The 25,773-nt window shown below is 69.7% G+C and carries 17 protein-coding genes; 15 read left to right on the top strand and 2 right to left on the bottom strand.

All coding sequences use genetic code 11. The features are described from left to right. Entirely contained in the window at positions 1–1,044 is a 1,044-nt protein-coding gene (locus tag D5R93_RS10090; protein WP_120205043.1) for a Gfo/Idh/MocA family protein, read from the top strand. Positions 1,045–1,077: 33 nt separating this feature from the next. Here D5R93_RS10090 and wecB read toward each other — a convergent pair whose 3' ends face one another. Beyond that, positions 1,078–2,163: a non-hydrolyzing UDP-N-acetylglucosamine 2-epimerase gene (gene wecB, locus D5R93_RS10085; RefSeq protein ID WP_120205041.1), complete on the bottom strand. Its 1,086-nt coding sequence runs from the start codon at positions 2,161–2,163 to the stop codon at positions 1,078–1,080. A gap of 127 nt (positions 2,164–2,290) precedes the next feature. Here wecB and D5R93_RS10080 point away from each other — a divergent pair, with 127 nt between their 5' ends. The 12 genes from D5R93_RS10080 (at position 2,291) to D5R93_RS10025 (ending at position 22,384) form a co-directional block, all read left to right on the top strand. Then, positions 2,291–3,421: a glycosyltransferase family 4 protein gene (locus tag D5R93_RS10080; RefSeq protein ID WP_119836689.1), complete on the top strand. Its 1,131-nt coding sequence runs from the start codon at positions 2,291–2,293 to the stop codon at positions 3,419–3,421. 85 nt (positions 3,422–3,506) lie between these two features. Next, entirely contained in the window at positions 3,507–3,818 is a 312-nt protein-coding gene (locus D5R93_RS10075) for a hypothetical protein (RefSeq protein WP_119836617.1), read from the top strand. Positions 3,819–4,432: 614 nt separating this feature from the next. Further along, on the top strand, positions 4,433–4,741 hold the full coding sequence (locus D5R93_RS13360) for a hypothetical protein (RefSeq protein WP_139738509.1): 309 nt from the start codon (positions 4,433–4,435) through the stop codon (positions 4,739–4,741). 84 nt (positions 4,742–4,825) lie between these two features. After that, entirely contained in the window at positions 4,826–6,049 is a 1,224-nt protein-coding gene (locus tag D5R93_RS10065) for a glycosyltransferase (RefSeq protein ID WP_243106710.1), read from the top strand. After that, positions 6,046–7,446 carry a glycosyltransferase gene (locus D5R93_RS10060; RefSeq protein ID WP_120205036.1) on the top strand — a complete coding sequence of 467 codons (1,401 nt, stop codon included), beginning with the start codon at positions 6,046–6,048 and terminating at the stop codon, positions 7,444–7,446. Before D5R93_RS10065 ends, D5R93_RS10060 begins: the two co-directional genes overlap by 4 nt. A 184-nt stretch (positions 7,447–7,630) precedes the next feature. Next, positions 7,631–8,947: a nucleotide sugar dehydrogenase gene (locus D5R93_RS10055; RefSeq protein ID WP_119836614.1), complete on the top strand. Its 1,317-nt coding sequence runs from the start codon at positions 7,631–7,633 to the stop codon at positions 8,945–8,947. A 91-nt stretch (positions 8,948–9,038) separates the two neighbouring features. Beyond that, a complete protein-coding gene (locus D5R93_RS10050) occupies positions 9,039–10,955 on the top strand; it encodes an ABC transporter ATP-binding protein (RefSeq protein ID WP_119836613.1) in 1,917 nt (638 codons plus the stop codon). Continuing rightward, positions 10,952–13,726: a glycosyltransferase gene (locus D5R93_RS10045; protein ID WP_120205034.1), complete on the top strand. Its 2,775-nt coding sequence runs from the start codon at positions 10,952–10,954 to the stop codon at positions 13,724–13,726. The genes D5R93_RS10050 and D5R93_RS10045 overlap by 4 nt, the downstream gene beginning before the upstream one ends. Before the next feature lie 487 nt (positions 13,727–14,213). Next, positions 14,214–15,908, top strand: a complete 1,695-nt coding sequence (locus D5R93_RS10040) for a glycosyltransferase (RefSeq protein WP_162933919.1) — start codon at positions 14,214–14,216, stop codon at positions 15,906–15,908. Positions 15,909–16,131: 223 nt separating this feature from the next. After that, entirely contained in the window at positions 16,132–18,120 is a 1,989-nt protein-coding gene (locus D5R93_RS10035; RefSeq protein ID WP_310732079.1) for a DUF6541 family protein, read from the top strand. Then, a complete protein-coding gene (locus tag D5R93_RS10030; RefSeq protein ID WP_162933918.1) occupies positions 18,117–20,309 on the top strand; it encodes a DUF6541 family protein in 2,193 nt (730 codons plus the stop codon). Before D5R93_RS10035 ends, D5R93_RS10030 begins: the two co-directional genes overlap by 4 nt. 161 nt (positions 20,310–20,470) lie before the next feature. Next, entirely contained in the window at positions 20,471–22,384 is a 1,914-nt protein-coding gene (locus D5R93_RS10025; RefSeq protein ID WP_162933917.1) for a DUF6541 family protein, read from the top strand. Positions 22,385–22,557: 173 nt separating this feature from the next. Here D5R93_RS10025 and rfbB read toward each other — a convergent pair whose 3' ends face one another. Continuing rightward, on the bottom strand, positions 22,558–23,553 hold the full coding sequence (rfbB, locus tag D5R93_RS10020) for a dTDP-glucose 4,6-dehydratase (RefSeq protein WP_119836607.1): 996 nt from the start codon (positions 23,551–23,553) through the stop codon (positions 22,558–22,560). Between the two features lie 534 nt (positions 23,554–24,087). Here rfbB and D5R93_RS14175 point away from each other — a divergent pair. Then, complete coding sequence (locus tag D5R93_RS14175) at positions 24,088–24,786, top strand: hypothetical protein (RefSeq protein ID WP_243106709.1); 699 nt, start codon at positions 24,088–24,090, stop codon at positions 24,784–24,786. Continuing rightward, a complete protein-coding gene (locus D5R93_RS14170) occupies positions 24,768–25,724 on the top strand; it encodes an N-acetylmuramoyl-L-alanine amidase (RefSeq protein WP_243106708.1) in 957 nt (318 codons plus the stop codon). The genes D5R93_RS14175 and D5R93_RS14170 overlap by 19 nt, the downstream gene beginning before the upstream one ends. Positions 25,725–25,773 lie beyond the last annotated feature (49 nt).

The raw sequence follows: 25,773 nt of genomic DNA, 5'->3' as shown, positions 1-25,773 counted from the left end.
ATGACTGCGACGAGCCACGCAGCGAGTGACGCGGTGAGTGACGCGGTGCCTGCTGGGCAGGCCCCCCTACGTGTGGGACTCATCGGCCTGGGCTCCATGGGCCGTCACCACGCCCGGGTCATCCGGGCTACGGAGGGGATGGACCTGGTGGCCGTGGCCGACCCCGGGGGTGACCGCTTCGGGGTCGCCGGGGACCTGCCGCTCCTGGACAGCGTCCAGGCGCTCATCGACATCGGCCTGGACGCCGCTATGGTGGCTGTCCCCACTGTCTTCCACGAGGAGGTGGCCCTGGCCCTGGCAGAGGCGGGGGTCCACACAATGGTGGAGAAGCCCATTGCCCACGACGCCGCCGCTGGCCGTCGTGTGGCCCAGGCGTTCTCCTCCCGCGGGCTGGTGGGAGCCGTGGGCTACGTGGAGCGCTGCAACCCCGCCCTGCGGGCGCTGCGGGAGCGGCTCGACCGTGGCGACCTGGGGGAGGTCTATCAGGTGATCACCCGGCGACAGGGTCCCTTCCCGGCCCGGATCAGCGACGTGGGCGTGGTCAAGGACCTGGCCACGCACGACATCGACCTGACGGCCTGGGTGGCGGGGGCGCCCTACGCGCAGATCAGTGCGCAGGTGGCTCACCGCTCAGGCAGGGAGACCGAGGACATGGTGGTGGCGACCGGTCGCCTGACCAACGGCGTCATCGTGTGCCACGAGGTCAACTGGCTCACGCCCTTCAAGGAGCGGCTGACGATCGTCACTGGGGAGAAGGGCTCCTTCGTAGCGGATACCCTGACCGGCGACCTGACCTTCTATGCTAACGGCACCGTTCCCTCGACCTGGGACCAGGTGGCGGCCTTCCGCGGGGTCAGTGAGGGCGATGTCATCCGTTACGCCATCGCCAAGCGTGAGCCTCTGGCTGTGGAGCAGGAGGCCTTCCGCGACGCGGTGCGGGGCGTCGGCTCCAGGCACGTCACCATGGACGAGGGCGTGGCCACTCTCAACGTCGTCGAGGCGGTCCTGGCCTCGGCGGACAGCGGCCAGGTCATCACACTGTGACGCTGTCGCTGTGATGTCGGCGCCTGCTGCGCTTCAGGCCCTCTCCAGCAGCGCCTCGACCACCCGCTGGGCGGCGTGCCCGTCCCCGTAGGGGTGGGCCTGGTCCGGGAGCGGCTCTGCCGGGCGCGGACGTGAGGCCGCCGCGACCAGGTCCGGTCCGGGCTCGACCAGCACGTTCCACCCCAGCTCCACGGTCTCCACCCACTCGGTCTGCGGACGGACCGTGGTGCAGGGAACCCGCAGGAGGAAGGCCTCCTTCTGCAGCCCGCCGGAGTCGGTCACCGCCCCGCGCGCGTGCAGGGCGGAGGCGATAAGGTCCGGGTAGGCCAGCGGCGGGTGCACCAGCAGGGAGCCGCGCACGCCCTGCACTGGCAGATCCAGGCCGTGGGCGGCGCACCTGGCTGCCAGGCGCGGGTGCGCCAGCAGCACCACCGGGTGGTCCACGCTGGCCAGGGAGTCAAGCACGCTGGCCAGGCGCTCGGGGTCGTCGGTGTTCTCAGCCCGGTGGATTGTCGCCAGAGAGTACCCGCCCTCCTCCAGGCCGAGCCGGGTCATGACCGGGGAGGGGGCGTCAGCCACACGGTCACGTACCTGGAGAAGCACGTCGGTCATGACGTCACCCACCACCACGGTGCGCTCGGCGAGCCCCTCGGCCGCCAGGTGGTCGGCGCCCACCGCCGTAGGGGTCAGCAGCAGGTCAGCCGCGTGGTCGGTCACGACCCGGTTGACCTCCTCAGGCATGGAGCGGTTGAAGGAGCGCAGGCCTGCCTCCAGGTGGGCGACGGGAACGTGCAGCTTGACGGCGGACAGGGCACCGGCCAGGGTGGAGTTGGTGTCCCCGTAGACCAGGACCCAGTCGGGGCGGTGGGACTCGATGGCCTCGTCCATGGCTGCCAGCATCGCTCCCGTCTGGCGTCCGTGAGTGCCTGAACCCACCCCCAGGTGCACGTCGGGCGAGGCGATCCCCAGGTCGGTGAAGAAGACGTCGGAGAGCATCGGGTCGTAGTGCTGGCCGGTGTGGACGATCCGGTGGTCGATGCCCGCCGCCCGGAAGGCGGCGTCGACAGGAGCGAGCTTGACGAACTGGGGCCGGGCCCCGACCACGGAGAGGACACGCATGGGACCAGGGTATCCGCACGTGCGGACCCGGCGCCGACTTGGTGCGGGAGCCGCGCAGGAGGCAGCCAGCGCCCCGTCGCGGCGTCCTGTCATGCGTCCTGGGACGTCCTCGCCCTACAGTAGCCCCATGCGTGTGACCGTTGTGACGACCTGGCTGCCCACCACCGTCGCCCCCTCCTCCGGCTCCTTCGTGGTCAGGGACTGCCGTGCGATCGCCCGGGCGGGCCAGGAGGTTCGCATCGTCCACCTTGTGCCGCCCCACCAGGACGACGGTACCCGGCGCGTCACCGTCGAGGGGCTTCCCGTGGTCCGCGTGCCCATGCGGCCCGCCAGCCCCGCCTCGGTCGCCAAGGCGGCGGCTGCCCTGCCACGGCTGGTCGAGGGCACTGACGTCGTGCACTCCATGGCCATGAGCTCCCTGCTGCCACTGACCCTGCTGGACTGTGCCGGGGTGCTGACTGCGCCGTGGGTCCACACCGAGCACTGGTCGGGCCTGACCAACCCCGGCACGCTGAGCCTGCCGCTGAGGGCGGGGCGGGTCCTGGTCTCCTCGGCCCTGCGCCGTCCCGACGTCGTCACGGCAGTGTGCGAGTACCTTGCCGCCCCGGTCCGGGCTTGCCGGGCGGAGGCCCCCGTGGTCGTTGTCCCCTGCATCGTGGATCCCCAGGGGGAGCCCGTGCCGCGCCGGGGGGAGCGTCCGGGCGGGGACTTGGACGGGACCTTGCGCCTGGTGACCGTGGGCGGACTGGTGGAGCGCAAGGACCCTCTTGCCTGCCTGGAGGTCCTCGCCGGGCTCGTGTCCCGGGACGTGGAGGCCACCATGACCTTTGTGGGGGAGGGGCCGCTGCGGGCCGCGATCGAGGCCCGGGCCGCCCAGCCTGACCTGGCCGGGCGGGTGCGCCTGACCGGCACGCTGGACGCTGCCGGGGTGCGTGAGGAGCTGGCCCGGGCTGACCTGTTCCTCGGCCCCACCAGGGGGGACAACTTCTTCGTCTCCGCTGCCGAGGCCATCGTCGCGGGGCGTCCCGTCGTGGTCTCTGACGCCGGGGGGCAGACGGAGTACGTGGAGGAGGGCAACGGCAGCATCGTGGCGGCGGGGGCGGCTCCCGCCGCCTGGGCCGACGCCGTGGTGGAGACCCGTGACCGGCTGGCAGGTGCCAGTGCGGCCGAGGTCGCCGCCACGATCGGTGAGCGCTTCTCCACACCCGTGGTCGGGGCTGCCTACCGGGCTGTCCACGAGCAGGTCGTGGGGTCCTGAGGCGGCAGGAGCCTGTGCGCTCCTGCTACACTGCGAGGTAGCCGGGATGTCCCCCCGGGTGACCAGTTAGAATTTAGGGGAGGCCATGGCGAGGAAGTACCAGGCTGCCACGTATCTCGGTCTCGCTCAGGGGCAGGATCTTGACGCTGCTGCAGACCTGCTGCGTGATACTGCTCGTCGGCTTGAGGAGCAGCGGCCTGACGTCGATGTCATCGAGATCCGCAAGGCGCCGACCCTGCACTCCGTCCGGGTAGAGCTGGTCGTTGAGGCAGAGGGTTTTGCTGCGGCAGCCGAGGTCGCCGAGTCCTTCATGAACGGTGCTGTTGTCAGCCTCTCCGGCAGAGTGGATCTGACGGTAGCCAAGGACAAGAGACGCCTCGCGTACGCGACCGCCTGAGCCGCCCCGTCATGGTTACGGGCAGGCGCACACCCAGGGAGTGGATGGCCCTCCTCAGACGGAGTTGGCCAACCCTGGGCCAAGGGGCCGGTGCGATCCTGCTCGGTATCTGGTCCGTTCAGACGGAGCCGCTCTTGTTCCTGCCCGGTTACACCTTTCTGGTCGTCGGTGCTGGCATGTCAGTCGTGTCGCTGGTCTGGGGAGTTGTCGCAGGGGCTCGTCACGACGACCTTCGGAAGGAGATCCGGTGGTCCGAGGAGCGGGAGAAACAGTACCACCAGATGATTGGCGCTGTTATGAAGGTTCAGGCGCACCGTCTGTTGCGTCTTCTGGTGCTGGAGAGCGATTCGGGCGGGCGCGAGGACGTGCTGCTCTCGGCGTCACGCGTTACCTTCTACTACTGTTATGATAGTCGGCTCTACGCGGTAGCGCGATTCTCTCGGAACTTGGAGTTGGACAGACCAGGGAGGCTCTCGTATCCTCCCGGCGAGGGGTGTATTGGATTCGCTTACACCAAGGGGCGTGTCGCGTTTGAGCGCTTTCCGTCTGACGATGAGGAATGGGTGAGGTATAACGTGAGCGCTTACGGGATCAGCAAGCACGAGTGCCGGGGAATGGCAATGAAGAGTCGCGCCATGCTGGCTGTGCGCATGGAGCACGCTGACCGCCCAATGGGGGCGGTTGCCGTCGAGACTCTTGATGAAAACTTTATTGACGAGTCCCTTGTTGACCGGGTCAATGGTGGTGAAGACACAGTCGTGCGGTGGGCGATAGAGACGGCGTCCGCAGTCATGGACTCGATGAAGGACGACATCGAGCGGTGGATCGCTGGGCGGGGCGCCGGCGTCCACCATGAGGGGCCAGCCGGGCCAGGGGCATCGCGGTCCTCGCAGTCGCCCGGCTCGCCCGCGCTGCTCCTCTGACGTACTGTCTGCCTTACTGCCTGCCCGGCGGCCCCGCCGCCGCTGGCCGTCGTCGCAACCAGCCGGGAGGAGCGGAGGAGCACTGTGCAGGACTACCGGGAGGTACCAGAGGGCCGCGCCCGCCCCCTCATGATCTTCCACGCCCCCTACCCGCTGGTGGAGCGGGCGGCTGCCTCCCGCCTGCGACCGGTGCGCATGCGCCAGGCCTTTGAGGCCCTGGGCTTCGAGGTGGTGACCGTCGCGGGCTACGCCTCGCAGCGGCGGCGTGCGATGAGGCGTGCGCTGCACCGGGTAGACCAGTACCTGTCCGTGTGTGGGCACCTGCCTGACGACGTCCAGGCGTCCCCTATGCCTTTCCTCTACTCGGAGAACGCGACCATCCCCAGCGCGTTGACCGAGCCCCGGCACATGCCGGTGCACCCTCGGCTTGACACGGCACTCTTCTCCCGGCTCATCCGCCGGGGCGTGGCAGTAGGCTCCTTCTACCGCGACCTGTACTGGCGCTTTCCCCGGTTCCGCCAGGGGATCCACCCGGCGGTGGACAACGCGCTCAAGGCTGCCTACACCGCCGAGCTGTGGTCCTGGAGACGGTTAGGAGTGCAGGTCTACCTACCCAGCCAGGCGATGGCCCCCCACCTGCCGGTGATCCGGCCGGAGCGCATCAAGGCGCTGCCCCCTGGAGCCGACCCGCAGGCTGTGTCCCAGGTGTCACGGCCCCGCCCCGGCAGCCTAGAGCTCCTCTTCATCGGTGTCCTGGGAGACAACTACGTCCTGGACGCCGTGGCCGAGGCCGTGGGACAGGTGCCCCAGGTCCGGCTCACCCTGTGCGTGCGCCAGGAGACCTGGCAGGCCACGGCGGACCACTACGCGCCTCTCCTGCCTCCGGGGCGTCACGAGGTCATCCATACCGAGAGGCAGGGCCTGGAGCCGCTCTACGAGAGGGCCAGCCTGGGCGTGCTCCTGGTGGAGCCCAGCCCCTACTGGGACTTTGCCGTGCCCTACAAGCTCTACGAGTACCTGGCCCACGAGCTGCCGGTGGTGGCCACCGCCGGTACCGAGACCGGGCGCATCGTCGAGGAGCTGGGGATCGGCTGGACCCTGCCCTACAGCGCTGAGGCCCTGGCCGCTCTGCTGCGTCGTCTTGCTGACAACCCCGGGGAGAGGCTGGCTGTCCAGGAGAGGATGCGTCAGGTCCTGGCCCAGCAGACCTGGCAGGCCCGGGCGCGGCAGGTTGCCGCCGACCTGTCCCCGCGCAGCCTGGACCTGCTCGACAGCCCCGACAGCGGGGAGAGTAAGGAGAAGGTATGACTCTTGTCATCGGTCTTCTCGGTATTATCGGCCGGGGACTGGGAGGAGGCGCCCGGGCGCGCACAGCCGGTCCTCGACCAGCGGTGCGCCGCGGGGGAGTGCTCCTGGCCTCGCGTATCCACCTTCCCGAGGCCGCTGCCGCGTCCTTCCGGCTCGACGGGGTCGAGCGTGCCCTGGCGGGCCGGGGAGTGCCAGTGCGAGTACTGACTACCACACCTCCCCGGCCCGGGGCAGTTGGTAGCCAGGAGCCCGCTGGGAACCAGGGCGGCGGGGCGCTCGGCTCCGCCCCTGCCAGAGTGGCTGACACTCCTGCTCCCCCCGACCCTCAGGGTGTTACTGTCTCGCGCTGGCCCGCCCTGCGGGACCGCTCGGGCTACCTGCGCGGCTACCTGCCCTACATGTCCTTCGACGTGCCTCTGCTGCTGCGCGCGCTCACCGCCCCCCGTCCCGACGTGGTCCTGGTGGAGCCGCCTCCGACGACTGGTGCGGTCGTGCGCCTGGTCTCCGCCCTGCGCCGCCTGCCCTACGTCTGGTACGCCCCGGACGTGTGGTCGGCCGCAGCCGCCTCCACCGGTGCACCAGGGCTGGTGGTCCGGGCGGTACGTGCCCTGGAGTCCTTCGCCGTGAAGGGAGCCAGCAGCGTCGTGGCCGTCAACGAGGACGTGGCGCAGGCAGTGCGCGACCTGGGCGCCCGACAGGTCAGGGTTGTGCTTAACGGTGTCGACACCTCGGTGTTCAGCGCTGACGGCCCTGCCCCGACCCCCCAGGAGAAGGAGGAGCTGGGGATCACCGGCCCCTACTTCGTCTACGCGGGGACCGCCTCGGAGTGGCAGGGAGCAGGTGTGTTTGCCCAGGCCGTGGCCCGGGTGCGCTGCGTGCACCCCACGGCCCAGGTCCTCTTCCTGGGGCAGGGCTCCGACTGGGAGGCCATCAGCGAGACGGCCGCGACGATCCCGGTCGGCCCGGACGGTGCCCCTGCCGTGGTTATGCACCCTCTCATGCCGCCGACCCAGGCAGCCCGCTGGCAACGGGGCGCCGTGGCCTGTCTGGTGTCGATCAGGCCCGGGCTGGGCTACGACTTCGCCTACCCGACGAAGGTCCTGGCCGCCCTGTCGTGCGGCACGCCGGTGCTCTACGCCGGCCGGGGGCCGGTGGTCGAGGACGTGACTGGTCACGACCTGGGGTGGGCCTGCGACCACGATCCACAGGCGGTGGCCTCGGCCATGGCTGAGGCGCTGGAGGAGGACACGCGTCTGGCGTCGACGCAGGAGCGCGCTGGGAGGGCACATCGCCTGCACCGCTGGGTGGAGGAGTACCGCTCGATGTCAGCCACCGGTCGTGCTGTGGCTGATCTTCTACGCACCGTGGTCCTGGACGCGCGGAGCCTGTCGCGCTGACCGGCCCGCTCTGCCGCCCGGAAGGCCGGACAGTCCTGGGCCCTCCTGGTCCGGCCGGGCCGTCCGTCCTTGGGGAGTATGTCCTTCCTCATCGGGAGGACGGGTGCCCCCACCGGGAGGAGGCGGCTATTCTTGACGGGACCTGCCTGCTGTCCGGCAGACGTTGAGAGGAAGGAACCCGCGCATGCGTATCGCCGTCGTCGCCCTGGGCAAGATCGGCCTGCCCCTGGCCGTCCAGTACGCTGAGAAGGGCCATGAGGTGATTGGGGTGGACGTCAACCCCACGACTGTCGAGGCTGTCAACGCGGGTCGCGAGCCCTTCCCCGGAGAGGCGCACCTGGGAGAGAAGCTGGCCGCCCTCAGCCCGGCTACCGGCTCGGGCGCCCTGCGCGCCACCACCGACTACGCGCAGGCCATTCCCGGCGCGCAGGCCGTTGTCCTGGTGGTCCCGCTCTTCGTGGACGACGCCACCTGGGAGCCTGACTTCGCCTGGATGGACGCAGCGACGGCGTCCCTGTCCGAGCACCTGACTCCCGGCACCCTCATCTCCTACGAGACCACTCTTCCGGTGGGGACCCTGCGTGGCCGGTGGAAGCCCATGATCGAGAGGATCTCCGGGCTGTCCGAGGGCAGGGACTTCCACCTCGTCTTCAGCCCCGAGCGGGTGCTGACCGGGAGGGTCTTCGCCGATCTGCGCCGCTATCCCAAGCTGGTGGGAGGGCTCACCGAGGACGGCACGCGCGCTGGCATCAGCTTCTACGAGCAGGTGCTGGACTTCGACGAGCGTGACGACCTGCCTCGCCCCAACGGAGTGTGGGACATGGGCACGGCCGAGGCCGCTGAGATGGCCAAGCTGGCGGAGACCACCTACCGTGACGTCAACATCGGCCTGGCCAACCAGTTCGCGGTCTATGCGGACAAGGCGGGCTTTGACGTCGAGAAGGTCATTGAGGCCTGCAACTCCCAGCCCTACTCCCACATCCACCGCCCCGGTATCGCGGTGGGCGGGCACTGTATCCCCGTCTACCCGCGCCTGTACCTGTCCACCGACCCTGACGCCTCGGTGGTGCGTACAGCACGGACCTTCAACGCCACCATGCCCCGCTACGTGGTGGACCGGGCGACCGAGGTCCTCGGCTCGCTGGAGGGGCTGCGCGCGGTGGTCCTGGGCGCCTCCTACCGCGGCGGGGTCAAGGAGACAGCTTTCTCCGGGGTCTTCCCCACGGTAGAGGCGCTGCGTGAGGCCGGTGCCGAGGTCAGCGTCCAGGACCCGATGTACACCGACGAGGAGCTGTCCGCCTTCGGCTGGACCCCTTACCACCTGGGGGAGCCAGCGGACGTGGTGATCGTCCAGGCTGACCACGCGCAGTACCGGGACCTCTCCCCGGAGGACCTTCCTGGCACCAGGCTCCTCCTTGACGGGCGGCGCGCTACGGATCCCGCCCGGTGGGCTGGCACGCCCCGTCTGACGATCGGCGGCGGGGAGCGCACGGGGCAGTAGCCCACCCGCTGGCACGGCGCGGAACTTGGCTCTGCCCACACTCTGGCCGCAGGCCGAGGACGCTCGTGCCAGCTAGACTCGCGGCGTGAGCATGCTGCTGGGTACCGTCAGAGACCTCCTGGGCGTCCTGCCACCAGGGGCCAAGAGATTCATCCTCACGTTCGCGGGGCTGTTCTCCGCGCTGGCCCTCCTGGACGTGGCGGCCATGGGGCTGCTGGCTCTCCTGCTGACACCGCTCATGTCCGGGACCAGCATGACTATCCCCCTACTGGGAGTCACTGTCCCGCCCAGCATGCTGGTCTGGCTCCTGGTGGTTGTCTGCGTTCTCTACGTGACCAAGGGACTGCTGGCGATTGTCCTCCAGCGCATCTCCACCAGGCGCTTCGCCAGCTTTGAGCAGGACCTGGGTGCCCAGCTGCTGGACTCCTTCTTCTACGCGCCCTGGGCTGACCGCCTCAAGCGCCATTCCACGGACCTGGTCCGCTCCACCGACGTGGGTGTGGCTTCCACGGTCTCCGGCGTCCTCATCCCCTTCACCCAGCTTGCTGGTGAGATCTGCACCTTCGTCGCGGTGATGGCGGTCCTGTTCGTGTCACGTCCGGTCATGGCCGCGGTCACGGTGGTCTACTTCCTCCTGGTCGCCGTCATCATGTACCTGTGGGTCCTGCGACGGGCCTTTGCCGCGGGGCAGGACAACCGCGTCTACTCCGTCAAGGCAGTGCGACTGGTCACCGAGATGGTCCACTCGCTCAAGGAGATCACCCTGCGGGACAAGGCTGCCGAGCTGGAGCGCGTGGTGCTGGCAGAGCGCAGCCGTGCCTCCCGCGCCCGTGCGGACCAGGCCTTTCTGGGGGCGGTCCCGCGCTACATGCTGGAGATGGCCCTGATCGGGGGGCTCGTCATCGCTGCGGTCATGGGCTTCATGCAGGGTGGCCAGGGTGAGGCGCTGTCCTCCCTGGCGCTCTTCGGCGTCTGCGGCTTTCGTATCGTGCCCTCCATCACTCGTTTCCAGACGATCATGGGACAGACCGGCTCCAACATCCCCCATGCCGAGCGGGTCCTCGCCGAGATCGAGGAGGGCCGGGCCAACCGGGAGCGCCACGCCGAGATGAACGCTGGAGCCGACCTGCCGCAGGGTGCTCGCGCCCTCGTCGTCGACGACGTCACCTTCAGCTACGCGGACTCCGAGGAGCCTGCGGTGAGGAACATCTCCCTGACCTTGCCCTTTGGCTCCTCCATGGCGCTGGTGGGTGCCTCCGGATCGGGCAAGTCCACCCTGGTGGACATCATCCTGGGGCTGCAGGAGCCCTCCTCGGGGACGCTGCGGGTCGACGACGTCCCTCTCAGCGACGTCCTGCGCTCCTGGCGATCCCGCGTGGGCTACGTCCCCCAGGAGGTCTCTCTGTTTGACTCCACTGTCGCCCACAACGTGGCTCTGTCCTGGGACACTGACTCTATCGACGAGGACCGTGTCCGCCGCGCCCTGGAGCGGGCGCAGCTCCTCGACGTCATCGAGGAACGGCCAGGAGGCATCTGGGCGGAGGTCGGCGAGGGCGGTATGAAGCTGTCCGGGGGCCAGCGCCAGCGCCTGGGAATTGCCCGGGCTCTGTACTCCGAGCCTCTTGTCCTCATCATGGATGAGGCCACCTCTGCTCTGGACACCGCCACCGAGGCCGCGGTCACCGAGGCCGTCGCGGGGCTCTCGGGCGAGGTGACCGTCATCGTCGTCGCCCACCGCCTGGCCACGATCCGTCACAGCGACCAGGTCTGCTTTATGCGGGAGGCCGAGCTCGTGGCCTGCGGTACCTTTGACGAGGTCGTGGCCTCCGCTCCGGACTTTGCCCAGCAGGCGGCGCTGGCCGGGCTGCTCGACAACGGTTCCGCCGCTACGGTGGGTCCGGTGAGCCCAGGTCGGTCGGCGTCGGCCGTGCCGTCCGCTGTGCCAGACGACGTTGCTGTGTCCGCCGCTGTCTCGGAACCGGGTCACGCCCAGGAGGAGAACGTATGAACCGCCAGACCGGATCGGCACCGGCCAGCCTGCGCCTGCCTACCCGGGGCGGACGGGGGCCACGTGTGGCCATGCTTGTCTTCAATGACGCCCACAACGACTCTCGGGTGCTCAAGGAGGCCGCGACCCTGAGGGACGCCGGGGCAACGGTGCGCATCTTTGCCGTCTCGCGTGCTAGCGCAGGCTTCTCCGAGGGACGTGAGCCGGTCTCCTCCGGGGTGGACATCCACCGCAGCCAGGAGTTCTCACTGGAGCGAGTGGCTCCGGGTGTGGCTCGGATGCGGTCCTGGTTGAACGGGAACAGCGTTGCCGAGGGCGTCCACGAAGGGGGCGTGTCGTCGGCCGCGGCCGTGGAGGCGGTTGGTGCGCTGTCTGCGGTGGCGCCCGACTCCGGGCACGGCACTGGTGGTAGCGGTGGTGGTCTCGGGTCCGCAACGATGGGGCAGCAGAAGGAGGCGTCGGCCCCCTCGGGTACGGGCAGGGTGCCGGGCACCTCCTCTCTGCTCGGCCGGGCGCGCCGGGTGCTGCGTGAGACCTCCTCCTCCGTGGTGGCGCTCCAGGCGGACATGGGGATGCGCGCCTACAAGACCCTTGCCCTGTCCACCTACTGGCTTCGTACTGCCCGCGCCGCCCTGGACTGGTCTCCGGACGTGGTGCACGCCAATGACGGCAACACCCTCGCTCCAGCACTGTGGATCGTGGAGCGCTGCGGCGCCAGGCTCGTCTACGACGCCCACGAGCTGTGGCTGGACCGCAACGTGCGGGCTGACCGTCTTCTTGCCCCCCGGGTCGAGGCGGCTATCGAGGCCCGCGGGGTCGCGCGCGCTGACGCGGTCATCACCGTGTCCCCCTCGATCGTGCGCTGGATGGCGGAGCACTACCAGATGCCTTCGCCGCCGGTCCTGGTGCGTAACGTCCCGGTGGCCGGCCCCGCCCCGGACCGCTCCCGGGGACGGCTGCGCGAGCTCGCCGGGCTGGGACCTGACACGCAGGTCATCGCCTACGGGGGACGCATCACCACCTCACGGGGCATTGAGGAGACGATCGCGGCTCTGCCCGCGCTCCCAGAGACCGTCCACCTGGTCATGCTGGGATACGGGGAGCCTGACTACCTGCCCACGCTGTGGGACCTTGCGGCCCGCCACGGAGTCACCCACCGGGTCCACCAGGTCGGGCCCGTGGCTCCCCACGCGGTCTCCGAGGCGCTGTCCGACGCGGACATCTCTGTAGTCCACGTCCGTCCCACCTGTCTGTCCTACCGCTACGCCCTGCCCAACAAGCTCTTCGAGTCGATCCGAGGAGGTGTGCCGGTGGCCGCCGCTGACCTGCCGGACATCCGCTCGGTGGTCGAGCGCCTCGGGGTCGGCGAGGTCTTCAGCGGTGAGGATCCGGCGGACCTCGCCCTGACCATCCGTCAGATCCTGGCGGACCCGCAGCGGTACCGGGATGCGGCCCTGGCGGCGGGGCAGCACCTGACCTGGCAGAGCGAGAGCGTCGCCCTGCTCGGCGCCTACCGCCGGGCGCTTCTGGGGCCGGCCCGTGCCCGGCTGGACAGCAGGTCCTCGTCAGGCTCCCGGCGCGGTCGGGTGCTGATTCTCTCCTTCTCCCCGATCGTCTCCGACGCTCGTGTGCTCAAGCAGGTGCGCCTGCTGTCGCCCACCTACGAGGTCACCACCTGTGGCTACGGACAGGCCCCTGAGGGTGTGGTTGCCCACGTGCAGATCCCTGACGAGCTGGTCTCGTGGCGCCTGGACCGCGCCAGCCTGATAGCCCGGCGCTTCTCCCGGGTGCAGGCGACACAGGAGGTGGTCTCCTGGGCGCGCAAGCACCTGCCGGTGGGAGCCTGGGACGTGGTCCTGGCCAACGACGCAGAGACCGTCCCCCTGGCACTGTCCCTGCGTCCCCTGGGGGGTGTCCACGCCGACCTGCACGAGTACGCGCCCCGGCAGAAGGAGGGAGTGCTGCGCTGGCGGCTTTTCGTGGCTCCCTACGTGCGCTGGCTGTGCCGACGCTACGTCGCCCGGGCGGACTCCGTGACCACTGTGGCCCAGGGGCTGGCGCAGGCCTACAGGCGCGAGTACGGCATACGGGCCGGGGTGGTGACTAACGCCACCCCCTATCATGACACCGTCGTGACCCCGCCCTCCCGTCCCCTGCGGCTGGTCCACTCCGGAGCGGCTCTGCCGGACCGCCACCTTGACCGCATGATCGAGGCGGTGGGGCGCACCCGCAGGGAGGTAACCTTTGACCTCTACCTCACCAGGAACGACCCCGACCTGATCGAGCGACTGCGCCAGCAGGCGGCGGAGCTGCCGCCCGGGCGCGTGCGGGTCCTGGACCCGGTTCCCTACTCCCAGCTGGTGGAGACTCTCTCGGGCTACGACGTCGGTGTCTTCTGCCTACCGCCGGTGTCCTTCAACTACAAGCACGCCTTGCCCAACAAGCTGTTCGACTTCGTCCAGGCACGTCTGGCCGTCGTCGTGTCCCCGAGCCCGGAGATGGCTCAGGTGGTGAGGCAGCACGGTCTGGGCGTCGTCACGGAAGACTTCTCCGCCTCCTCCCTGGCTGAGGCTCTGGACACCCTGACGGACCAGGACGTGGCCCGGGCCAAGCGGGCGAGCGACCAGGCGGCTCGCCTGCTGAGCGCTGAGCAGCAGATGGCTGGCTGGACGCAGGCCGTTGCGGTGCTGGAACGACGTGCTCGCGCCCAGGACCCGTCGCTGCTACCGTCCTCCGGCCTGGCCGGGCTAGCGGAAGGGGAGGACCGATGAGAGCGACGACAACCTCCGTCGGCCAGGTCACTGTGCTGTCAGCGGGTGGGTGGTGGCGTGACACCGGCACGGCTGCCCCGCCTGGAGCGGGTCGTCCCGGTACGGTAGTAGCCCGTCGTGGTCCAAGGCTCCTGGGCGTCCGCGCGGGCGGCAGGAGACTTGTGTTCCGGGCACGGGACCCGCGTCCGTGCGCGCGGCACCGTCTAGGCTGCGCTGTGCCACGGTGCTCAGGTCCTCGCGGGAACGGATCCAGTGCGGGAGCGCCGCAAGGGGAGGAGGTCGCCGTGATGAGGACATGCCTGACCTGTTCGTGGGCAGCCGGTCACGGTGCCGTGGTAGCTGCGGCTTCCGGCAACCTCGGGCAGTCGGCCACAGACACGGCTCCGGGGGCGCCGACGGTGTGGTTCGCCTCGTCCTGGCGTACCAGGACGTCCGCCGGGGCTGGGGTATACCTCGGTTTCTCCGCCGACGAGTCCTGGGGGCGCTGATGGCACGCAACGCTACTGGTCTTGTGGGTCTCATGGCCCGAGCCGCCACCACCAGGCCGGGGATGGCTGTCCTGGAGACTGTCGTCCTGTCCAGGCTCGACGTCTCGCTGCGCAGGAACGCCCTGGCGGGTGCGCTGGAGGTCGCCCGGCGGGCGCGCTTCCTGGCTGATCGTCACCGCTTCCCCCAGGCGCGCAGGCTGCTGCGCCGGGCCGCCTCCCAGATGGGTGAGCGTCCTGAGGTCTCGGTGCTGCGCCTGGAGGACTGCATCATCGACCTGGACGTCGACGACGGTGACTCACGTCGTGCCGCGACAGCCGCCCAGTACGTCCTTGACCTGGCGGACCAGGCCTGGGCGGCGGAGGAGGACGCCTGTGTGGTGGGCCTGCTCGACCTGGTGCTGCGGCTGATGTTCCATCCCCAGCTGCACTTTGGCGCCACGGACTCGGCCCTGTCGGTGGATCCCCACGGCTTCCTGGCCCCGTTACGTGCCTCCAGGGCCTTCCAGGAGGTGACTCGCCCTGTCGCCGTCGTGGCTGAGCAGCAGCGTGGGTCTGCGGTTCTGGACGACGACAACGATGACAACGACGACAACGCGGCCTTCTCGGCCACCCGGGAGCGTCCGCGCCGGGTCCTCTTCCTGTCCCTGAAGAACTGGAACTTCGTGACAGACATCATCGCGGACTACGATGCTGACGAGCGCTTCGAGGTCCGGTGTCAGGATCTGGGAGACCTGCCTGTCGTCCCCGAGCAGAGCACCGTCCTGGCGCTGCGTGTGGAGCTGGCGCGTGGTCGGGGTCACCGGGTTGCGGTACCGCAGAAGGTCGCTGACGACCTCGCCTGGGCGGACACCGTCTTCGTTGAGTGGGGGAGCGCTGCCGCGGTCTGGGCCAGCCTCGTGGTCCCGCTGCTGGCTCCCCAGGCCCGGCTGCTCATCCGCATCCACTCCTACGAGGCGTCTACCGCGATGCCCCAGCTCGTTGACTGGAACGCGGTCAGCGAGCTGGTGACCGTGTCCCCGGCGATCCGCAGGATGCTGGAGACGACGGTGAGGCTGCCTGGCCACGTCGTGGTCTCCACGGTCCCCAACCGGGCGCTACTCACCCGCTTCCGTCTGCCCAAGACCGCCGGGTCGGCCAGGACAATCGCCCTGGTCGGCTGGGCCGCCCGGCGCAAGGACCCCGCATGGGCGCTCGACGTCCTGGACCTGGTGCGTCAGGATGACCCCTCCTGGTCGTTGCTCCTGATCGGTCCCGACTTTCCTGAGGACATGTCGGAGGCTGAGGCAGCCTATGCGGAGGCGACCAGGGCCAGGATCAAGGCGCTTGGCTCCTCGGTCAGGATCACCGGGCGCACCAGCCAGGTCCCGGCCTTTCTCAGGGAGGCGGGGGTCATCCTGTCCTCCTCCCGCCGTGAGGGGACGCACGAGGGCTTCATTGAGGGGGCCGCCTCCGGGGCGCTGCCGGTGGTGCGTAACTGGCCCGACGTCGCTCGGTGGGGAGGGCCCGGCGCGCTGTTCCCCGCGCAGTGGGTCGTGGCAACACCCCAGGAGGCTGCTGCGCGCATCCTCGCCCTGGGCGACGACGAGGCCTACCGGGTGCAGCAGGCTGAGTGGATGGTCTCCCACGCGGACTGGAGCGCGGTCCGCCCCCGCTACGACGCCTTGCTCCTGGGCGGGGCCGGGAGGGCGGTCTGACGACGATGACGGTACTGCCGGGGCCGTTGGCAGGAGCAGGCAGAAGGAGGCGAAGACAACCAGAGCAGAGGACGACGAGCATGACTAGGGCGGTGCAGGTGAGCCCGATACCTCGTCGATATCGTCCGCTACCACTCGTCCACGCCTGTGTCGCGGACATATGCTGGTGCGGTTGCCGTGCGGCACTGTCCTGACAGTCATTCTCAACGTAAAGGCGTAGCTCCTGGAAACCGCGACCTGGGCTGAGGCGTGTACCGCCGCCCTCTTCGTCCTGATCATCCTGTTCGTCCCCGGCTACCTCCTGCTGCGGGGTCTGCGGGTGCTGCGCCTGCAGGCGCTGGCAGCCGCTCCCTCAGTCGCCTCTGCGGGCATGGGTGCGCTGGTGGTCCTCTACCACCTGCTCTCCCTGCCCTGGAACACGCTGACGGCCAGCCTCGGGCTCCTGGTGCTCCTGGGGGCGGTCCTGGCTGTGACCAGGCTGGTGCGTCGACGCTGGCCTGGAGCGCCGGAGGCCCCTCCACCAAGGATCTGGTGGCCGCTTGTCGCAGCCCTGGCCCTGGCCTGCCTGCTGTCGGCGCAGGCGGTGCTGCGCGGCTTCGGCGGAATCGACACCCCGATGCAGGCCTCTGACGGGGTCTGGCACCTCAACGCGGCGACCTACGTGCGCAGCCAGGCCAACGCCTACCCGGTGGGCTCCCTCGACCCTATGTACTGGGGAGAGACGCACTACTACCCCACGGGGTGGCACGCCCTGGTGGCGGTGGTGCCGACCTCTGTCCCGGTAGCCGCTAACGTGGTGGCCCTGCTGGGGGCCTGCGTCATCTGGCCCCTGGGGTGCGCCTCGCTCCTGTCGGCCCTCTTCCCGGTGGCCTCACGCCGCGTCCGTGACGGGCTGCCGCTGCTAGCAGGTACCGTGGCCTCCGCCATCGCCTCAGGCCCGTTCTCCATGCTGACCACCTTGTGGCCCTACGCCTGGGCAGTGTGTCTGCTGCCAGGGGCGGTGACTCTTGTCCTGGTGTGCCGCCCACAGCGGGGTCCTGCCCCCAGGAGGACCACTACGTGGCTCCCCGGGACCGTGGCCGGTGGGGTCCTGGCCGCTCTGGGGCTGGTCTTCGTCCACGGGACCTCGGTCTTCAACCTGGCTGTCATCGCCGTGCCCGCACTGCTCCTGGTCCTCCTTCACGAGGTGCGACGCCGCTGGCGGGCAGGCGGGCGCCTGCGCACCAGCATGCTGGCGCTGGCTGGAGGCCTGGTCCTGGCAGTCGTCGTGGGCGCCGTCCTCTTCGCCGACCAGCTCATCATGCTGGCCCGCTTCACCCGGCCGGGGGCGATGGTGACCACCATGCTTATTGAGGCGTGGCGGGACAGCCCCATGCTTGCCAACATCTCCGACCGCTCCCTGGGAGCCACGGTACTCACCCTGCTTGCCGGTGTCGGCTTCCTCGTCTCCCTGGTGACGCGCCGCCACCGCTGGGCCGCGCTGTGTCTGCCCCTGGTGCTGGTGCTCCTGGCTGCCTCCGTGCTCACCTGGACTCCGCTGAGCCTGCTGGCCTCGCCCTGGTACCTTCAGCGGGCCCGGATCCTGCCGCTGCTGGAGATATCCACCCTGGTGCTGGCAGCCACCACGATCGACTGGCTTGCGGGGCTGGCCCGGAGCCGCTCAGGAGCACCGCGGGCTGTCGCCAGCGTTGTGGCACTGGTCTGCTCAGTGGCACTGGTCGTCAACGCCGTCGGCCGGGCCGGGATGCACGAGAGGGTGGTTGCTGTGGCCTACCAGCCTCAGCACCTCACCTGGACAGCCATGCTCTCCCCAGGGGAGGCGGACTTTATCCGGGAGGCGGCGAGCCAGCTGCCCCCCGATGCCGTCGTCCTGGGGCAGCCGACCAACGGGTCGGCCTACTTCTGGTCGCTGACGCAGACGCCGGTGGTCTTTCCCACCCTGCGCTTCTACTCCGAGGAGGACCGGCGCTACGTGGCTGCCCGAGCCGCTTACGTCCAGGTTGACCCTGAGGTCTGCCAGGCTCTGGACCGCCTCGGGGCGCACTACTACTACTACGACGCCGACCCCACGGAAGGTGACCCTCCGGGGGGCGGCAAGGCGCCCCAGTGGCACAACCAGCTCAACCTGATACCCGATGAGGCCCTGACCCCGGTGGCCAGCGACGGTGTCCACACGCTGTACGTCATCAGCGCCTGTGGATGGAGCCCGTGAGCCTTCCCGACCTTCTTGGCACCTGCGGGCTGGCTGTCCTCTTTGCCCTTCTGCTGTGGGTCCCGGGGTGGTGCCTGACCCGCGCGGCAGGTGTGCGCGGGTGGTCGGCGCTGGCGCTGGCTCCCGGGCTCACCGTGGCACTGGTTGCTGTGGCCACTACTGTGGCCCAGGCACTCGGCTGGCGGTGGGGCACGGCCGCGCTGCCTCTCCTGGGGGTGCTGACTGCGGTACTCACCGGGCTCGTGGTGGTGCTGTCACGGGTGCCAGGCAGCACCGCCAGTCGGCTCGGGGGCTGGAGAAAGACGGGTGGCTGGTTGCGGGGGCGCAACCGTCCCGGGGACCTGGCCAGGTCGCACGGTCCCGTCCTCCTTGCCGTCCTGCTCACCGCCGTCGCCTGGACGACGGCCTACGGGTGGGGGGCCGTCAGCCCCCGGTGGCCCGCACAGGCCTTTGACGCGGTCTTTCACCTCAGTGCCGTCGCCGCAGTCCGGGAAGGAGGAGACGCCTCCCTGCTGGGGGGGCTGGAGGCGCTCTACCAGGGGCAGTCCGTCTACTACCCGACACCGTGGCACGCCATGGTCTCCCTCCTGCCCGCGGGTCCCGTCCAGGCCACCAACGCGGCGCTGCTGGGAACAGGGGCGCTTGTGTGGCCCAGCGCCCTGGCAGGGATGCTCACCGGAGTGCGAGACCTGCTGCCGGGTCCTGGGCCCGTGCGTGAGTGGGGTGTCGCGCTGACAGTGCTCCTGGGCGGCACCGCCATCGCCTTCACCATGCTGCTGACGTCTCTGGCCGTGTGGCCCTACGCCCTCAGCGTCGTGGCGCTGCCCGGGGTCCTGCTGGCGCTCCACCTGCTTGTCCCGACCAGGGTCCTGCCCGTTTCCCCCTCAGTGCCCGGACAGGACCCCGGAACGCAGGGGAGCGGCCCGGGGCTGGATCGTGGTCCGCAGTGTCGTTCTGGTCCCGGGGTGCTGCCGCTGGTGCTCCTGCTTGTCATGTGCACCGTGGGAGCAGCGGCAGCTCACGGCGTTGCCGTGTTCAGCGTGATGGTCCTGGGGGCTGGATGGCTCCCCGCCGTGTGGCGGGTGGCCACGGCAGGGGTCCGCGCCCGCGTCCGGGCGACTGCCGTCGTGGTGGTGGCAGCCCTGGGGGGGCTGTGGGCCGTGCGCCGTCCACTGGGCAGCGTCCTGGGGTACTCCCGTCCCGACGGCGGCTGGGAAGGCCTGGTCGCGACACTGGGACAGGCGCTGGCGGACCTACCCGCCTATGGGACGGTCTGGGGCTGGACCTCCCTCCTGGGACTGGTGACGGCGTCGCTGACCCTCCTGGGTGCGTGGCTGGCCTGGCGGCAGCCGGCAGCGCGCTCCTGGCTCAGGGCATGGGTGGCGGCACTGCTGCTGACGGTCATGGTCGGGGGGCCGTCCTGGTGGGGACGCCAGCTGGGAGCACCCTGGTACCTGCAGAAGGCCCGGCTGGTCCCGCTGGTCCTGCTACCCGCGCTGGTCCTGGCCGCGCTGGCCTGCTCCCACCTGCTGGCACGGGTGCGGACCTCCAGGCAGCGCCGCTTCGGTGGCCGGGACAGCGGCCGCCTTCTTGCCCGGGATGGTGGCCGGCCGGGTGGTCGGCCCGGTCGACCCGGTGGGCGCCGTGGCTCCCGGCGCGTGCTGCCCGGCGTGGCCGCTGCCGTGTTGGTTGTGGTGCTCGCCGGGGGCAGGCTCCCCCTGCAGCGGGACCTGGTCGCCAGTGTCCACGATCCTGAGCAGGTCCAGTACGGGACCCTTGTCACGGCCAGGGAGATCGACTTTATCCAGGGGGCCTCCTCGCTGCTTCCACCTGACGCAGTGGTTGTGGGACCTCCCTCGCGGGGGGCCTCAATGCTGTGGTCTCTTGGTGGTGTCCACGTGGTGTACCCCTCCCGCTCCAGGCCGTCGGCCCACAGTGCTGAGCACCAGCTCGCGGATGCCTGGCCTGGCCTGAAGAAGGGGACCGGGAGCCAGGAGGTGTGCAGGCTGTTGAGGGAACTCGGGGCATTCTACCTGTACACGGACTACTCCCGTGACGCGGAGGGGGCTCGTCACGGGCAGCCCCCCTACCGTTGGGACGTCGGGTTCGCCCAGGTCCCCCTGGAGGACATCGAGCTCGTGGCCAGTGACGGCGACTACGCCCTGTGGCGTATCACCGCCTGCGACTAGACGTGCTGTGCTGCTGCGAGGCCGAGCGGGGCCGTGACAGCTGCCTCCGGTGCCTCCGGGGTCTGTGAGGTCACCCGCCAGGGGGTGAGCGCTGGCAACATCTCGGCATAACCGGTGGTACGGGCCCGCCTGTCTGCGCGCCGCTGGGCTAGCCTAGCGGGGTGCTGGAATGGCTTGCTGCGGTGCTCCTGGCCGCCATCTCCCTGTTGCTTCTGCTTCTTCCCGGCCTCGTTTTCCTCGGGTCCCTCGGGGCGGGGCCTCGCCTGGCCGTGGCGGGGGCGCCCGGTACGGGCATTATCGTGGTGACCGCAGGTACTGTCGTTATGCCGCTGCTCGGACTGAGGTGGACCCGGCCGGGTGCTGCCGTGCTCCTGCTCCTGGTGTGCCTCCCGGCCGGGCTGACCTGGTTGGTCAGGAGCCGTCGTGCTCGCCGCAGGGACGGAGCCGACGGGTCCTGGCGCGGCCTGCTCGCTTCGCCCACGACCTGGGCAGCGTTTGTGGGGATGGGGGTAGCGGCGCTGCTCCAGCTGACTGTCCTGGTCCGCGCGGCTGCCAGTCCCGCAGCGGTCCTGCAGAACCACGACGTGATGTTCCACCTGAACTACATCGTCGAGATCATGGAGTCTGGTAACGCCTCCCCCCTGGGCTCCTCGCAGCCGGTCAACGGGGGCGGGTACTACCCGAACCTGTGGCACACGCTCGCCGCGCTCGTGCCGACGGCGGAGGTGCCCACCGCCTTCAACGTCGTCGTACTCATGGTCGTGCTGTTCCTGGCCCCCCTGGGGTGCGTGGTGCTGGGGCGCGCTGCGGGGGGCGGTCCTGTCACTACCGCCCTGGCCCCCTCCGCCGGAGCCGCCACCATGTGGTTCCCCGGGTTTCCGCTCTACTTCCACGGCCAGGCCCCTACCGCCCTGTCGGTGGCGCTGGTTCCCTTCGCCCTGGCGGCGGTCCTGGAGTGGTACAGGAGCAAGAGATCCGTCACTGCCGTGCTTGCCGTCGTGGCGGGGGTCGTCGGTGCGGGAGTCGCCCACGCGGGGGCGGGCCAGCTTCTTGTGGTCGTCGTGGCAGCGCTGACACTGCTGTGGTCCGCCCAGCTGGCTGTACGGGACCGAGGGGTGGCACGGCTGCGCTCCCTGCTGCTGGTGGGCCTGGCGGTCCTGGCGCTGTGGGCCATGTGCTCACTACCAGCCCTGGGGGCCATGAGCGGCTACGACCGTCAGCCGCGGAGCATGGGCGAGGTCCTGCTCGGGGCGCTGACCCTGGCTCCGCTCCAGGGCGACGGCGATACGTGGCGCTACTGGCCCGTGGCCCTAGCCGCCCTGTGCGGCGTGCTTCTCATCCTGTACCGCCGCCGCTGGGAGGTGGCGGCGGCCTGGGGCACCGTGCTGCTCCTGGTCGTGCTGACCGCCAGCCCGCAGGGGTGGTGGCGAGCCCTGGTCGGCGGGTGGTGGCGTGATGACAACCGGTACCTGGGCCTTCTGGCAGTCCTGTCCGGGGTCCTGGCGGCCTGTGCCGTGGAGGCCGTCCTGAGCTGGTGCATGGCTCGGCTGCGCCAGGGCGGACTCGTGCCTGTGGCGGGCGCGCTCCTTGTCGCCAGCACGGTGGCAGCGGCGGGCTGGGTGTCGGTGGGCACGGCGGTCGGGGACACCACGACCTGGGCACGTCGCGGCTATGACGTCTCCGCACTCATCCACTTGCCGTGGGTCACGACCGAGGAGACCCGCTTTATACAAGATGCCGCCCGGGGCCTTCCAGCCGACGCCGTAGTCTACGGGTATCCCGCCTCTGGCGCGGGGCTCTTTCCCGTGATGGCAGGTACCGACAGCATTCATCGTACCTCTACCTCCCGGGGCGCCCCCTACGAGGAGGTCTACCTGGCCAGGCAGTTCAACCTCATCCACACCGACCCGGTTGTCTGCCGACTGGTCAGCGCCCGGGCGGGACCCCGGTGTACTACCAGGACACCAGCATCCCGTCCGACGCGATCTCCCCTGACTTCTCCGGGTACGTCAACGTGGACACCTCCCGGGGGTTCAGCCTCCTGGCATCCGAGGGGACGACCAGCCTCTGGCTAGTCACAGCCTGCGACGGGCGGGCCGACACCTAGACTGCTCACCGACTGGCTGCCGGGCAGCCCTGCCCAGATCAGCGCTCAGCTGCCCGGGCAGCTGTCCTGGTCGGCTTCTGGCCAGCAGGCTGCGCCTGCCTGTCAGCAGCCAGGCGGCCGGTCGCTGCTCGACGGCTACTGCTACTGCCCCTGGGCCGCGTACCTGGCCTCGACCTCAGCCTTGAGAGGCCGCCACCACGCCTCGTTGTTCCGGTACCACTCGATGGTGTCCTGCAGGCCGGAACGGAAGTCGGTGTAGCGGGGCGTCCAACCGAGCTCCTCGACCAGCTTGGTGTTGTCGATGGCGTAGCGCATGTCGTGGCCGGGACGGTCCGCCACGTGGTCGTAGTCGTCGGGCTCGTGCCCCATGAGCTCGCAGATCAGCTCAACGACCTCCTTGTTGCTCTTCTCCCCGTTGGCGCCGATCAGGTAGGTCTCACCGGTACGGCCCTTCTCGACGATGTCCCACACGGCGTCGTTGTGGTCGAGGACGTGGATCCAGTCGCGCACGTTCTGGCCGGCGCCGTACAGCCTGGGGCGTACGCCGTCGATGAGGTTGGTGACCTGGCGGGGGATGAACTTCTCCACGTGCTGGTAGGGGCCGTAGTTGTTGGAGCAGTTGGAGATGGTGGCCTCCACGCCGAAGGAGCGCACCCAGGCGCGTACCAGCAGGTCGCTGCCCGCCTTGGAGGAGGAGTAGGGGGAGGAGGGGTTGTAGGGGGTCGTCGGGGTGAACTTTGCCGGGTCGTCCAGCTCTAGGTCGCCGTAGACCTCGTCGGTGGAGACGTGGTGGAAGCGCACCCGGTGGCGACGCACGGACTCCAGCAGCGTGAAGGTGCCCACCAGGTTGGTACGGATGAAGGGGGAGGGGTCCCGCAGGGAGTTGTCATTGTGGGACTCGGCGGCGAAGTGGACGACGACGTCGGCTCCGGCTACCAGCGGGTCGACCGTGTCGGTGTCGGCGATGTCGCCCACGACCAGGGTCACGCGCTCGCCCAGGTCAGCCAGGGAGCCCTGGTTCCCGGCGTAGGTGAGCTTGTCGAGCACCGTGACCGTGGCGTCGGGGTGGCGCGTGAGGGTCTGGTGGACGAAGTTGGCACCAATGAAGCCGGCGCCACCGGTGATGAGGACGTGCATGTGTCTGGGTCTCCGAACGTGTCTGGGCCGGTCAGGACAATGAGGCCGTCGGCTGCTGCTGACCGCTGACATCATGCCACAGGCCTGCAGGAGCCGTCGCAGTAGCACCGGGCGGCAGCACCGGGCGGTCAGCGCTCGTCGGACAGCACGACACGGCCTGTCATATGATTGTGACGTAGAAGTGGTCTCCCTGCGCGGCGCTGCGATGACAGCCCAAGGGCCGTCCCCGTGCGCTGAGAGAGGACTGTGTGCTCGGTGGTGAGACCCATGGCTCTTCCTTAACGAGTGGTGGGCAGGTAGTCTCCCCGGTGGCAACGCGGGTTCTGTGTGGCATGTACGTGCGCAGGTCCCGGTCCGGCCACGTCGAAAGGAGCAATATGCCCGCCTCTCGTCTTCTCCAGGCGGTCGTCGCTGTCCCCTTGCCCTGCTGGCGGGAGCGGTTCCCACGGCGGAGGCGGACCCTGGCTCGGAGCAGGAGGCCCCTGCACCGGTCCAGGTCCTCAGTCTGACCACGGTGGCGGGGAGGCTACCGACATGGCCGAGGCGGGGCTTGGCGAGGCCCAGGCAGAGGCCCAGGACTCCGCTGGCGGCACAGGTCAGCCCTCTTCCGTGACACCGGCGGGGAGCACTGCCCGCTCGGCTGAGGTGGTGCCTGCGGCGGAGACGGAGTCTGCTACCCCGGAGACTGACGCCGTGCTGCTGACTGAGCCGCTGGAGGTCTCTGACTTCCTGGTGGCAGGATTCACCTGGGCAGGAGACGCCAGCCTGCCCGAGGGGACGCAGATCTACCTGCGGGTGCGCGAGGGCAGCCAGTGGTCGGACTGGTACCTCAACGAGTCGGTCGACTCCGGTCCTGACGACGTGGCGGTGGGTGGTACCGGGGAGTTCATCACCGGCGGCGCCGACGCCGTCCAGGCTGCGGTCCTGGGGGCGCCGGAGGATCTCCCGGCCGACCTCCAGCTGGCGCTGGTCCCCGGTAACCCGGAAGGCGAGCAGGTCCTGGAGGACTCTGACGTGGACACCGCCGAGGCCGACCCCACTCCGGTGTCGCCGCAGTCCCCGAGCCCGGGCAGACCGGTACCGAGGAGCAGGAGTCCCAGGACGGCGGTTCTGGTGAGGACTCCGGTGAGAGCGGCGGCGCTGCGAGCACCCCTGACTCTCAGGAGGTCTCCCAGCAGCCAGTCGCCAGCTCCTCCGACCCGGCGGGAGCCGGCGTGCTCCCTGCGGTGCTAGGGGCTACGACCACGGCGAACGGCCTGCCGGTGGAGGTGACCACCCGTGCTGAGTGGGGTGCCAACTCCGCCTACATGACGTGGACCCCGACCTATGCCTCGGCCTCGCACGTCGTGGTCCACCACACCGCAGGAACCAATAGCTACACCTCGAGCCAGTCTGCATCGATCGTCAACGGCATCTACTACTACCACGCCGTGACCCTGGGCTGGGGCGACATCGGCTACAACTTCCTCATCGACAAGTACGGCCGGGTCTTTGAGGGCCGCTACGGGTCCACCAGCGCGGCAGCGGGGAAGATGGTGGTAGGAGGTCACGCCCTGGGCGTCAACACCGGCACGATGGGGCTGTCCATGCTGGGCACCTACAGCTCCGTGGCCCCCACGGACACCCAGCTCCAGGCTGTAGGGAAGATGGCGGGCTGGTTCCTGGGACGCGCGGGCGTGTCCAGCGCCACCGGGTCCGCCAACCTCGCTATCAGGACCACGGCGCGCTACCGGGCGGGCACGACGGTGTCCCTGCCCCGCATCATCGGGCACCGCGACGTGGGGTACACGACCTGCCCCGGCGACGTCGGCTACTCCAGGCTGGGGACCATCCGCTCGATCGCGCAGGGCGTCATCGGCTCCGCGGTCGGCAGCATCAACACGATCTACCTCAACAACTCCTGGTCGGCCAGGGCCGACATCGAGTTCCAGTACGGTCGGTCAACCTCCCAGATGCTCTCCGGGGACTGGAACGGTGACGGCATCGACACCCTGGCCCGCCGCGACGGCAACAAGGTCGGGTTCCGCAACACCAACTCCACCGGGGCAGCCTGCGCACCTTCACCTACGGCAGGGCCGACGACGAGGTCCTGGTCGGTGACTGGGACGGCAACGGGACGGACACCCTGGCGGTGCGCCGAGGCAACACCTACTACTTCCGCAACTCCATGAACGGGGACAGGCGGACGTCACCATCTCCTACGGCAGGGCCGATGACGAG

The organism is Actinomyces lilanjuaniae, assembly GCF_003606385.1.
Classification (GTDB): Bacteria; Actinomycetota; Actinomycetes; order Actinomycetales; family Actinomycetaceae; genus Actinomyces; species Actinomyces lilanjuaniae.
The sequence above is the reverse complement of the archived record's forward strand: the minus strand, read 5'-3'. Positions and strand labels throughout refer to the sequence as shown.

Excerpts from the sequence above, each read along its gene's own strand:
- D5R93_RS10090 (WP_120205043.1), top strand. The coding sequence starts at position 1 with ATGACTGCGACGAGCCACGCAGCGAGTGACGCGGTGAGTGACGCGGTG.
- wecB (WP_120205041.1), bottom strand. The coding sequence starts at position 2,163 with ATGCGTGTCCTCTCCGTGGTCGGGGCCCGGCCCCAGTTCGTCAAGCTC.
- D5R93_RS10080 (WP_119836689.1), top strand. The coding sequence starts at position 2,291 with ATGCGTGTGACCGTTGTGACGACCTGGCTGCCCACCACCGTCGCCCCC.
- D5R93_RS10075 (WP_119836617.1), top strand. The coding sequence starts at position 3,507 with ATGGCGAGGAAGTACCAGGCTGCCACGTATCTCGGTCTCGCTCAGGGG.
- D5R93_RS13360 (WP_139738509.1), top strand. The coding sequence starts at position 4,433 with ATGGCAATGAAGAGTCGCGCCATGCTGGCTGTGCGCATGGAGCACGCT.
- D5R93_RS10060 (WP_120205036.1), top strand. The coding sequence starts at position 6,046 with ATGACTCTTGTCATCGGTCTTCTCGGTATTATCGGCCGGGGACTGGGA.
- D5R93_RS10055 (WP_119836614.1), top strand. The coding sequence starts at position 7,631 with ATGCGTATCGCCGTCGTCGCCCTGGGCAAGATCGGCCTGCCCCTGGCC.
- D5R93_RS10050 (WP_119836613.1), top strand. The coding sequence starts at position 9,039 with ATGCTGCTGGGTACCGTCAGAGACCTCCTGGGCGTCCTGCCACCAGGG.
- D5R93_RS10045 (WP_120205034.1), top strand. The coding sequence starts at position 10,952 with ATGAACCGCCAGACCGGATCGGCACCGGCCAGCCTGCGCCTGCCTACC.
- D5R93_RS10040 (WP_162933919.1), top strand. The coding sequence starts at position 14,214 with ATGGCACGCAACGCTACTGGTCTTGTGGGTCTCATGGCCCGAGCCGCC.
- rfbB (WP_119836607.1), bottom strand. The coding sequence starts at position 23,553 with ATGCACGTCCTCATCACCGGTGGCGCCGGCTTCATTGGTGCCAACTTC.
- D5R93_RS14175 (WP_243106709.1), top strand. The coding sequence starts at position 24,088 with ATGGCCGAGGCGGGGCTTGGCGAGGCCCAGGCAGAGGCCCAGGACTCC.